The 11,437-nt window shown below is 69.5% G+C and carries 9 protein-coding genes and 1 tRNA gene; 9 read left to right on the forward strand and 1 reads right to left on the reverse strand.

Translation table 11 applies throughout. From position 1 onward, the window contains the following. The 7 genes from IE312_RS17655 to IE312_RS17680 all read left to right on the forward strand — a co-directional run. A partial coding sequence (locus IE312_RS17655) for a molybdopterin cofactor-binding domain-containing protein (RefSeq protein ID WP_229899985.1) occupies nucleotides 1-1,856 on the forward strand: 1,856 nt, incomplete at its 5' end. Continuing rightward, entirely contained in the window at nucleotides 1,853-1,981 is a 129-nt protein-coding gene (locus IE312_RS43815) for a hypothetical protein (RefSeq protein WP_268254322.1), read from the forward strand. The genes IE312_RS17655 and IE312_RS43815, both read left to right, overlap by 4 nt. A gap of 226 nt (nucleotides 1,982-2,207) precedes the next feature. Continuing rightward, nucleotides 2,208-3,365 carry an SUKH-4 family immunity protein gene (locus tag IE312_RS17660; RefSeq protein WP_189982865.1) on the forward strand — a complete coding sequence of 386 codons (1,158 nt, stop codon included), beginning with the start codon at nucleotides 2,208-2,210 and terminating at the stop codon, nucleotides 3,363-3,365. A 107-nt stretch (nucleotides 3,366-3,472) separates the two neighbouring features. Next, nucleotides 3,473-4,348 carry a helix-turn-helix domain-containing protein gene (locus IE312_RS17665; protein WP_189983166.1) on the forward strand — a complete coding sequence of 292 codons (876 nt, stop codon included), beginning with the start codon at nucleotides 3,473-3,475 and terminating at the stop codon, nucleotides 4,346-4,348. After that, nucleotides 4,345-4,554, forward strand: a complete 210-nt coding sequence (locus tag IE312_RS17670) for a DUF397 domain-containing protein (RefSeq protein WP_189982867.1) — start codon at nucleotides 4,345-4,347, stop codon at nucleotides 4,552-4,554. Before IE312_RS17665 ends, IE312_RS17670 begins: the two co-directional genes overlap by 4 nt. A 55-nt stretch (nucleotides 4,555-4,609) precedes the next feature. After that, on the forward strand, nucleotides 4,610-5,245 hold the full coding sequence (locus IE312_RS17675) for a hypothetical protein (protein WP_189982869.1): 636 nt from the start codon (nucleotides 4,610-4,612) through the stop codon (nucleotides 5,243-5,245). Nucleotides 5,246-5,674: 429 nt separating this feature from the next. Beyond that, nucleotides 5,675-7,681, forward strand: coding sequence for a toll/interleukin-1 receptor domain-containing protein (locus IE312_RS17680; protein ID WP_189982871.1), 2,007 nt, complete (start codon nucleotides 5,675-5,677; stop codon nucleotides 7,679-7,681). Between the two features lie 306 nt (nucleotides 7,682-7,987). On the opposite strand, the gene IE312_RS17685 is transcribed toward IE312_RS17680, so the two are convergent. Then, a tRNA-Cys gene (locus tag IE312_RS17685) sits at nucleotides 7,988-8,059 on the reverse strand. 177 nt (nucleotides 8,060-8,236) lie between these two features. Here IE312_RS17685 and IE312_RS17690 point away from each other — a divergent pair. Continuing rightward, nucleotides 8,237-9,688, forward strand: coding sequence for an MFS transporter (locus IE312_RS17690; RefSeq protein WP_189982873.1), 1,452 nt, complete (start codon nucleotides 8,237-8,239; stop codon nucleotides 9,686-9,688). Nucleotides 9,689-9,901: 213 nt separating this feature from the next. Further along, the coding region (locus IE312_RS17695; RefSeq protein WP_229899986.1) for a DEAD/DEAH box helicase at nucleotides 9,902-11,437 on the forward strand (1,536 nt) is incomplete at its 3' end.

The raw sequence follows: 11,437 nt of genomic DNA on the forward strand, positions 1-11,437 counted from the left end.
ACGCCTTCGAGGCCGAGCCGTTGCACCCCGACGGCAACCTGATCCGGCACATCCCGCTGCACCACGGCGACCCCGCCGCGGCCGGCGAGGTGGTGGTCGAGGGCCTGTACCGCATCGGCCGCCAGGACCCGGCCCCGATCGGCGCCGAGGCCGGTCTCGCCGTGCCCCGCCCCGACGGCGGGGTGGAGCTGTACCTGGCCTCCACCGACCCGCACACCGACCGCAACACGGCCGCCGCCTGCTACGGCCTCACCCCCGATCGAGTGAAGATCGTCGTCACCGGGGTGCCGGGCGCCACCGCCGACCGCGAGGACCAGGGCTTCCAGCTCCCGCTCGGCCTGCTCGCCCTGAAGACCGGCTGCCCGGTGAAGCTGACGGCGACCCGCGAGGAGTCCTTCCTCGGGCACGCCCACCGCCACCCCACCCTGCTGCGCTACCGCCACCACGCCGACGCCGACGGCAAGCTGGTGAAGGTCGAGGCGCAGATCCTGCTGGACGCGGGCGCGTACGCCGACACCTCCGCCGACGCGCTCGCCGCCGCCGTCTCCTTCGCCTGCGGGCCGTACGTCGTCCCGAACGCCTTCATCGAGGGCTGGGCCGTACGCACCAACAACCCGCCCTCCGGCCACGTGCGCGGCGAGGGCGCCATGCAGGTCTGCGCCGCCTACGAGGCGCAGATGGACAAGCTGGCGAAGAAGCTGGGCGTGGACCCGGCCGAACTGCGCCTGCGCAACGCCCTCGCCACCGGTGACGTCCTGCCGATCGGCCAGACCGTGACCTGCCCCGCCCCCGTCGCCGAACTCCTGCAGGCCGTACGGGACTTCCCGCTCCCGGCGCTGCCCAAGGACACCCCCGAGGAGGAGTGGCTGCTGCCCGGCGGCCCCGAGGGGGCCGGCGAACCGGGCGCGGTGCGCCGGGGCGTCGGCTACGGCCTGGGCATGGTGCACATGCTCGGCGCGGAGGGCGCCGACGAGGTGTCGACCGCGACCGTCAAGGTCCACGACGGCATCGCGACCGTGCTCTGCGCGGCCGTCGAGACCGGCCAGGGCTTCACCACGCTGGCCCGGCAGATCGTCCAGGAGACCCTCGGCGTCGAGGAGGTCCACGTCGCCCCGGTCGACACCGACCAGCCGCCGGCCGGCGGGGGCTGCCGGGGCCGGCACACCTGGGTGTCCGGCGGCGCGGTGGAACGGGCGGCCAAGATGGTCCGCGCGCAACTGCTCCAGCCGCTGGCGCACAAGTTCGGCATGTCCACCGAGCTGCTCCAGATCACCGACGGCAAGATCACCTCGTACGACGGCGTCCTGTCGACCACCGTCACCGAGGCGCTGGAGGGCAAGGAACTGTGGGCCACCGCCCAGTGCCGCCCGCACCCCACCGAACCGCTGGACGCCGCCGGCCAGGGCGACGCCTTCGTCGGCCTCGCCTTCTGCGCGATCCGCGCCGTGGTGGACGTCGACATCGAGCTGGGCTCCGTCCGGGTGGTGGAGCTGGCCGTCGCCCAGGACGTGGGCCGGGTGCTGAACCCGGCGCAGCTGGCGGCGCGCATCGAGGCGGGTGTCACCCAGGGCGTGGGCATCGCCCTCACCGAGAACCTCCGCGCGCCCCGCGGTCTGGTCCGCCACCCCGACCTCACCGGCTACGCCCTGCCGACCGCGCTGGACGCCCCCGACATCCGGATCGTGAAACTGGTCGAGGAACGGGACGTGGTGGCCCCCTTCGGCGCCAAGTCGGTCAGCGCGGTCCCGGTGGTCACGGCACCGGCGGCGATCGCCTCCGCCGTCCGCGCCGCGACCGGCCGTCCCGTCAACCGCCTCCCCATCCGCCCGCAGGCGGCCGTGGTGACGGACCGGTGAGCACTCTGCCGCCGCAGGAGCCGCGCTACGAACCCGCGCCGGGCGTCGGCAAGCTGTTCCTGTGGATCGTGCTGTTCGCGGTCGCGGCGCTGGCCGTCGTCCTGGGCGGCGTCTACTTCACGTAGCGGTCGCCGTCGACGCGGTCGTTGACGCGGCCGTCGGCACGGTCGTTGACGCGGCCGTCGACGCGGCCGTCGACGCGCAACGGGCCCGCGTCCCCCGGCGTCTTCCCGTGCGAGGGCCGTTGTCAGTGGGGCGGCGTAGTGTGCCGAGCAGTGGGGCACCTGCCCGGGGGCCGCGTACGAGGGTGTGCGCCGGCCCGTCACGCACGGGGAAGATCGCGGGGGAGCGATGAGCACGACGGACGCCGAAGTCCCGGCGATCACACTGACCGAGGCGGAGCTGGACCGCTACGTCACCCACCCGCCGACGCGCGGCCTGCTCGCGGGCGCGGGCCTGCCCGCCACGACCGACCTGCTGACCTTCTCCCCGCTGCGCACGCACGGCCTGCGCACGCTCGCCGACGCCGCCGACAGCCCCTTCCACCTGGCCGAGGAACTCCGCGGCCGCCTGGTGATAGGCGAACTGCTGACCCCGGCCGGCCTGGAGCGCGAGTCGATCCTGCTCGACGGCGCCACCGGCGAGCTGACCACGGCCCACCTGCGTGACCCGGCCGTGGCCCGCCCCTTCGCGCCCTCCCTGACCACACTGCTGCGCTTCGCCGCCGTCACCGAGGAACTGGCGGGCCTGCGCGGCCGTTTCGCCTCACTGACGGGCCAGTACGGGCCCAGGACGGCGACCGAGGCCTCACGCCGCCTCCTCGGCCTCTTCGAGGAGGGCACGGACGGCCGGGTCCCGCCGTACTGGAAGGCCGCCGCCCTGATCCGCCCGCTCTCCCTCGTCGCCGGCCCCGGCACGGCCTCCGACCTCACCCTCGACGTCCCCGCGCGCCTGCTGGAGCAGGAGTTCGGGCAGGGCAGGGTGGCCCGTTTCGAGGAGGTCGACTTCCCGCCGACGCTCACCCACGAGCCGACCCGCCGCTTCCTGCGCGAGACGGGGCTGCCGGAGGAGGCGGTCGTCTTCCAGGCCGACACGGACGTCCCGCTGCCGACGCTGCGCGAGTACGTCACCGAGGAGCACCCCGACTACCCCGTCCTCGAACTCCCGGCCCACTGCGACCACGTGATCCGCCTGGGCCGCCTGCCGGAGGACACCAGCCTGGTGGTCGACGGCCGGACGGGCGCGGTGCTCACCTTCCACGAACCCGAGGCGGCCCTCCACCCCCTCAACACCGACGTCTCCACCCTGGCCTACACCCTCTGGCTCATCCACCACGAGCGCACGATCGACACCCACCTCGGCCACGAACTGGCGACCCAGGCCTACGACCACCTGGTGGCCGCCATGATCCACACCCTGAACACCGTGGACCCCACCGGCACCCTCCCGGACACCACCGGGCACTACTGGACGGACCTCTTCCGGGACGAGGCGGGCGGGGTGCTCTGAGGCACCTCGTCCCGGTGCATTTCCGGGTTCCGGTCACTGAGCGTGGCCGTGCCGCCCTACCGTGAGGCGTGATGCTGTCGGCACACACGGTGACGGAGGGGGCGCGAATGACGGTCGGCGTGGACGCGGAGCCGCTCAACGACGAGGCGAGCGAGCGGAGCTGGGAGGTGGACCCGGACGACGAGTGGGGCGTCGCCGTCATCACCACGGTCGGACGGCAGTTGAAGCTGCGCCGGGAAGCGGTGGGCATGCGGGCCGGCGACTTCGCCAAGGCGGTCGGCTACGGCGAGGACATGATCTACAAGATCGAGAGCGGACAGCGGATCCCCCGGCCCGAGTACCTGGACAAGGCGGATGGCGTCCTGCGGGCCGGCGGCCTGCTCTCGGCGATGAAGGAGGACGTACAGAAGGTCCGCTACCCGAGAAAGGTGCGGGCCCTGGCGGAGCTGGAGGCCAAGGCGGTCGAGATCGGCTTGTACGAGTGCAACATCATCGCCGGACTTCTGCAGACGGCCGAGCACGCACGAGCCGTGATCGGGGCAGCGCAGCCGCCGTACTCGCCGGACGACGTGGAACGTATGGTGGCCGCCCGCTTGGCCCGGCGCTCGGTCTTCGAACGCGTACCGGCTCCATCGATCCACTTCGTGCTGGAAGAAGCGCCGCTGCGCCGACAGGTCGGGGGCACAATGGTGTGGCGTCGGCAGCTCGAACATCTGCTGGAGGTGGGCCAGTTGAACAACGTCTCACTCCAGGTCATGCCGACGAACACCGACGCCCATCCCGGACTGGACGGCAGGATCGAGCTGTTGAAGTTCTCCGACGGCAAGGCGGTGGGCCGCTCGGACGGCCTGTACAACGGCCGACCCGTCTCCGACCCGAAGCAGCTCCGCGTCCTGGAGTTGCAGTACGGCACCATCAGGGCGCAGGCCCTCCCGCTGCGGGAGTCGCTCGCCTTCATCGAAAGACTCCTGGGAGAGACATGAAGCGCAAAGCCTCCGCCGGGCACTCCTGCGAACTGGCGTGGTTCAAGAGCAGCTACAGCGGCGGCACCAACGGCGAGTCCTGCGTCGAGGTGGCCACCACTCCCCGCACGGTGCACATCCGGGACTCGAAGTCTCTCGCCGGCCCACAGCTCGCCGTGACGCCGGACACCTGGGCGGACTTCGTGTCGTACGCGTCCCGCGGCTGAGACGACAAACGGAAGGGACGGCATCCCGCACGGGGTGCGACCCGACGGAGGGCTGATGCCGTCAAGTGCAGATCTCGCCGCGTGGGTCGGCGCCACAGGGACATGGGCAGCACTGGCAGCCGCGGTCTACGGAGCGCGCGCCGCGTTCCACATGATCCGAGTGGAACGTGACCGGGACCGCGAGCAGCAGCGTCAGCAGCGGGCGGACCAAGCGTCCAGCGTGGCGGTCTGGGTCGGGCGCCCCTTCGGCAGGAACCGCCCGGGCCTCTTGGTGACCAGCGCGGCTTACCGGCGCGAGGACTTCTTTCCCGACATTCACTTGGTCAACAGCTCACGTCTACCCGTCTACGAGGTCAGAATCTTCGTCTGGGTCGACTTCAGCGATCGCCCGATCCACTGGCAGGACCGTGTCATCCTCCCGCCGACGCCAGGACCCGTGATCGCCAGTGCGTACGTGGACGCGGCCCCTCATGCCGCGCAGATCATGGAGCACGTCGTCGGCGTCAGCGTCGCCTTCCGGGACGCCGAGGGTAAGCACTGGCAGCGCACCCGGAACGGTTCTCTCCGTCAGGTCGACACCGGGGATGCGATGCAGCGAACGGGAGTTGCCGACGGTGAGGGATTCGTGCAGCCCCAGGATCTGGACGACGTGGATCCTCGAATCCTGAGGCGATCACCAGGTGCTGACTGAGACGGACGACCGAAGGGGCGGCACCCCCGAGGGTGCCGCCTCTTGGCTCATGGTCGCGACGAGAGCGGTCTGCGGGGCGGCGGGTCTCCCAGTCCTCGAGCGCGGGGTGCTGGTGAACAGGGAGTACACGGAGGATCATCGGGGCTGCGTCATGTTGGGTGACCCTCAATCTAGTGGGGGACCGGTCCCGGTTGTTGTCAGCCATCGTCGACCATATATGGGTGGATGGGATGGTATCCACTGACCCGCTCGTAGTCGCCGTTGCGGGCTGGCTCGGATGCGTCCAGTGATGCTCAGCCGACGGTTCTAGATCATTCGCTGGCAACTCTTGTCCCGTGAGTCACCCTCATTAACTCCGCCGAAACCTCTATTTTCTTCTCGGGCCGTAGATATCATCTCTGTAGGGGACCAGTGCAGAGGGGGGCGAGCGTGACCACACGGATGCGGTTGTTTATAGTGGTTCCGTTGTATTTGTTGGCGCTCTGGGTAACATTTTTTTCCGGACTGAACGGTAGCGATGCGGCGGGAATCCTAGCATTCCTGCTGGCAGGCGCGGGACTTGCGCAAATAGTACAGGTTACCTTTCTTCGCGGGAAGCTGACTCGGTCGTCGGTCTGCGTCTTCAATCTAGTTTCTTTGACTGTCCTCGGCTGCGCGTGCGGCATATCCGCACACGGTGAAGGAGGGACGGGGGCGGCAGCAGGCTTACTCATGGGTGGCCTGAGTTGCCCGATTTCGCTATGGCTCGGCGATCTCGCCCAATTGCGACGTAAGCCGAAATTCTTCATCAACTACCGGCAAAGCGACTCGCTGAGCGAGTGCAAAGAAATCTACGAGGCTCTGTCTAGGAGGTACGGTCGCACCCGCGTCTTCAAGGATTCGGAGACGTTACCCCCCGGAAGAAACTTCCTGCATGCCTTGGGGATGACGAATCTCCCGAAACTGATCAGGCGCTGCGACTGCATGCTGGCCCTGATCGGAGAGAGCTGGCTAGAAACCCGCGACGCGAGAGGTGAACGTCGGCTCGACCAGCCGAACGACCCCGTCCGTACAGAGATCGAGACAGCGATCGCCGCGGACCTCGCGGTGATTCCGATCCTGGTCGGCGGAGCTGACCTCCCAACCGTCGAACAGCTTCCCGACTCTCTCAAGGCGCTGCACTTCAAGCAGGCAAGGTGGCTAGGACCGGCCCCTGAGTTCGGCAAAGACTTGGACGAGCTTCTCGACCGGTTTGAGGACTCTTTTCGGCTCGAACGGTCGAAGTTTTTCGAGAAGCCCCCTGCAAGGCTGCGTCACAGGGTCGGCGTAGCCGCGTTCTTGACGGCTGTCTTCATGCCGTTTGTCTGGGTTGGGCTTGTGGCATTCACTGCCGATACTCGGGTCGTCAACGACGTTGCTCTTTCGCCCGACGGGCGGTATGCCGTATCGGCCCACGGTCAAGGTTGGGGCACCGCGACCACGCTTCGACTCTGGGACACACGGAGCGGCTCGCAGCTGGCCTCCCGAACTGAGCCCGACGGCCCGATTACGTGGATTCTGCGCTGGTCACCAAACGGACGTTACATCGCAACCGGACAATCCGACGGGAACGTACGCTTATGGCATCCTGAGACGCTGACGCCGCTACGTACCCTCTCGGGAGGCCAGGGCATGATCGACAGTCTCGAGTGGTCGAGCTCTGGAGATCGAATTGCTGCTGGTGCCTACAAGGGGACTCTGCACGTGTGGAACGCCGGCACCGGCAAACTCTTGGGCGACAGGGTCTTCGAATCGACCGTGAGCGCTCTGGCTTGGGCGCCAGACGGAAACCGCCTCGCCGTCGGCAGGCTGATGCATAACGCCATGGTGGTGAGTACCAATTCCCGGCAGCTGCATACTTTGCATATCTTTCGGGAACAACAGTCCGTCGACTTGCTGGCTTGGTCCCCACGCGGTGAAATGCTGGCCACCACTAGCCTGAACAAGGAAGACCCACCGCTTCTAATTCATCGTGTTGGGGAGAGTGGCGCTGTACGGCTCTCGCCCAGCTGGCAGGGCCTCGTTGACGACCTCCAATGGTCTCCGGACGGTCGCCGCTTGGCCACTGCCTCTTGGTGGGGGAAACGCGCCCTGGTGTGGCGCACGGACGGCACCCTCGAGCGCAGCTTCGCCTACGATTCTCTCTCCTACTTCGAGCCTCGAGTGGCGTGGTCCCCCGATGGTAGATGGTTAGTGTCTACCGGCAGCGCCGTACGCGTCTGGTCCCTCAAGGATGGCACGAACCGCGAGCTGACCGTCCATGACGAGGACATCACCCCAGCCGGGTGGGCCATTGATCGTCACCGCTTGGTGACTTGGTCATCCGATGGCCTACAGATATGGGATGTCGACACACGGCAGCCCCTGGCGCATTGCAGGATGTCACTGTGGGACGCCTTGGTGGCCTCAATGCAGTGACGTGACCATCACTGCCTGCCCAACCACTCTGCGAAACGCAGCCAGACTTTCAGCCGTAGGTAAAGCAGGCGCTCGTACAGTCGAGACCGTCGGCGAGCCGTACAGGGAGTGCAAGGGCTGCCGCCAGGTCGATGTTTGCTGGCCCACTCCCGAGCGCCTGGCGTCGCTGGCCCCACCTGGTGCGCGCATGGCAGATGGGGGCGATACGTGACGGAACGAACCGAGACGGAAACTGAGACGAACGCCTGGAAGGGCGGCACCCTAGCGAGGGTGCCGCCCTTCTGTTCTGCCTGGTCAGGCAAGCGGAGGCCGTGGCGGGAATCGAACCCACGTAACTCGCTTTGCAGGCGAGTCCCTAAACCACTCGGGCACACGGCCGTGTTCGTGAGAAGAACGTATGGGGCGGCCCGTGCGGGGCTCAAGGGGAGTGGGGGTGCTGCAACGGGACTGCCATACGCCGTTCATGAAGCGGGGGTGTGTGTACGACCAAGGGCGTAGTCGGGGTCGGACTTCCGACAGGGGTCAAACAGGGGGACGGGGCTTACTCTGGCGGGCATGAGTGCCCTTGGATCCCGTGAGCCCGCCGTCCTCGATCCGTCCGCCGAACAGGACGGCGGCGTGCTGAGCAGGGCTTACCGGGCGCTGAGTGTCGGGATCGTGTCCGTCGTGGTGCTCATCGCCTTCGAGGCGACCGCCGTGGGGACGGCGATGCCGGTGGCCGCGCGGGAGCTGCACGGACTGGCGCTGTACGCGTTCGCCTTCTCCGGGTACTTCACGACCAGCCTGTTCGGGATGGTGCTCGCCGGGCAGTGGTCCGACCGGCGAGGTCCGCTGGGTGCCCTCACCACGGGGATCGGGGCCTTCGCGGCGGGGCTGGTGGTCGCCGGGACCGCGCAGGTCATGTGGGTGTTCATCCTCGGGCGGGCGGTGCAGGGGCTGGGCGGCGGACTGGTCATCGTGGCCCTGTACGTCGTCGTCGGCCGCGCCTACCCCGACCGGCTGCGCCCCGCCATCATGGCGGCCTTCGCGGCCGGCTGGGTCGTGCCGTCCATCGTCGGTCCCCTCGCCGCCGGCGCCGTCACCGAGCACCTCGGCTGGCGCTGGGTGTTCCTCGGCATCCCGGTCCTCGTCGTGTTCCCGCTCGCCCTCGCCCTGCCCCAGATACGGCGCAGGGCGTCGGGCCCGGTGGACGAGGAGGCCGGCGCCGGCTCCTTCGACCGGCGGCGGATCCGGCTCGCGCTCGGCATCTCGCTGGGCGCCGGGCTCCTCCAGTACGCCGCCCAGGACCTGCGCCCCCTCTCGCTCGTCCCCGGGCTGGCCGGAGCCGCGTTCCTCGTGCCGGCCGTCCTCGGACTGCTGCCCCGCGGCACCTACCGGGCCGCCCGCGGGCTGCCCTCCGTCGTGCTGCTGCGCGGCCTGGCCGCCGGGTCCTTCATCGCCGCCGAGTCCTTCGTGCCGCTGATGCTGGTCACCCAGCGCGGGCTGTCGCCGACCCTCGCCGGTTTCTCCCTGGCGGCCGGCGGCGGCACCTGGGCGCTGGGATCGTTCGTGCAGTCCCGGGCGCGGGTGACGCCCTACCGGGAGCGGTTGATGACCGTGGGGATGGTGCTGGTCGCCGCCGCGATCGTCACCGCGCCGAGTGTGCTCGTGCCCGCCGTACCGGTGTGGACTGTGGCGGTCGCCTGGGGGGTCGGCTGCTTCGGCATGGGGCTGGTGATCTCCTCCACCAGCGTGCTGCTGCTCCAGCTGTCCGCGCCCGAGGAGGCCGGCACCAACTCGGCCGCACTGCAGATCTCCGACGCCCTCGCCAACGTCGTCCTGCTGGCGGCGACCGGCGCGGCCTTCGCGGCCCTGGGCGGCGGCAGCACGGCGGCCACGACGGCCACGGCGTCCGGCGGCGGCGGGCATCCCGCGGCCTTCGCCGCCGTCTTCCTGCCCATGACGGCGGTCGCGCTGGTGGGGGCCTGGGTGACGCGGCGCCTGCGGGAGCGTACGTCCGCGCTCTGAGTCACGGTCGGTGACGGTGGGGTCCGCGCGGCTGCTGTGACGTGCCTCCCACCCGGGGGCGGCCCGGCCCCGTTCGCGCGTGGACGGTCCGGCGGCGCCGGTAGGGTGGCCCGGTTGTCATACGTAGCCGCCCTACCCCGCACGGAGACCGTGACTACCGCCCGCCCGTCACCCGCCACCACCCTCAACGGAGGGCCTTCCGGGCCCACATCCATGTCTGCTTCAGCGTCCGCCGCTCACTCGCACCACCTCTCGCCCGCCTTCCCGGGCCGGGCCCCCTGGGGTACCGCCAGCAAGCTGCGTGCCTGGCAGCAGGGGGCGATGGAGAAGTACATCCAGGAGCAGCCGCGTGACTTCCTCGCCGTCGCCACACCCGGCGCCGGAAAGACGACCTTCGCGCTGACGCTGGCCTCCTGGCTGCTGCACCACCACGTCGTGCAGCAGGTGACGGTGGTCGCGCCCACCGAGCACCTGAAGAAGCAGTGGGCGGAGGCGGCCGCCCGGATAGGGATCAAGCTCGACCCCGAGTACAGCGCGGGGCCGCTCGGCCGGGAGTACGACGGCGTCGCCGTGACGTACGCCGGTGTGGGTGTGCGCCCGATGCTGCACCGCAACCGGGTCGAGCAGCGCAAGACCCTCGTCATCCTGGACGAGATCCACCACGCCGGTGACTCCAAGTCCTGGGGCGAGGCGTGCCTGGAGGCCTTCGAACCGGCCACCCGGCGGCTGGCGCTGACCGGTACGCCGTTCCGGTCCGACACCAACCCCATCCCCTTCGTGACGTACGAGGAGGACAACGCCGGGATCCGGCGGTCCGCCGCCGACTACACCTACGGCTACGGGTCCGCGCTGGCCGACGGCGTCGTCCGCCCCGTCATCTTCCTCTCCTACAGCGGCAACATGCGCTGGCGGACCAAGGCCGGTGACGAGATCGCCGCCCGGCTCGGCGAACCGATGACCAAGGACGCGGTGAGCCAGGCCTGGCGCACGGCCCTGGACCCGCGCGGCGAATGGATGCCGAGCGTGCTGCGCGCCGCCGACCGGCGGCTGACCGAGGTCCGCAAGGCCATCCCGGACGCGGGCGCGCTCGTCATCGCCTCCGACCAGGACGCCGCGCGGGCGTACGCCAAGCTCATCCGGGAGATCACCGGTACGAGGGCGACGCTCGTGCTCTCCGACGACGCCGGGGCCTCGAAGCGGATCGACGAGTTCAGCGCCAGTGACGACCGGTGGATGGTCGCGGTGCGGATGGTGTCCGAGGGCGTCGACGTACCGCGGCTCGCGGTCGGGGTGTACGCCACCACCATCTCCACCCCCCTGTTCTTCGCGCAGGCCGTCGGACGCTTCGTACGGTCCCGGCGGCGGGGCGAGACCGCGTCCGTGTTCCTGCCGACCGTGCCCGACCTGCTGACCTTCGCCAACGAGATGGAGAAGGAGCGCGACCACGCCCTCGACAAGCCCAAGAAGGAGGGCGAGGAGGACCCGTACGCCGAATCCGAGAAGGAGATGGAGGAGGCGAACAAGGAGCAGGACGAGGACACGGGCGAGCAGGACATGCTGCCGTTCGAGGCGCTGGAGTCCGACGCCGTGTTCGACCGGGTGCTCTACGACGGCGCCGAGTTCGGCATGCAGGCGCACCCCGGGAGCGAGGAGGAGCAGGACTACCTCGGCATCCCGGGGCTGCTGGAGCCCGAGCAGGTGCAGTTGCTGCTGCAGAAGCGGCAGGCCCGGCAGATCGCGCACAGCCGG

It is taken from the genome of Streptomyces capoamus (assembly GCF_014654935.1).
In the GTDB taxonomy this organism is placed as follows: domain Bacteria; phylum Actinomycetota; class Actinomycetes; order Streptomycetales; family Streptomycetaceae; genus Streptomyces; species Streptomyces capoamus.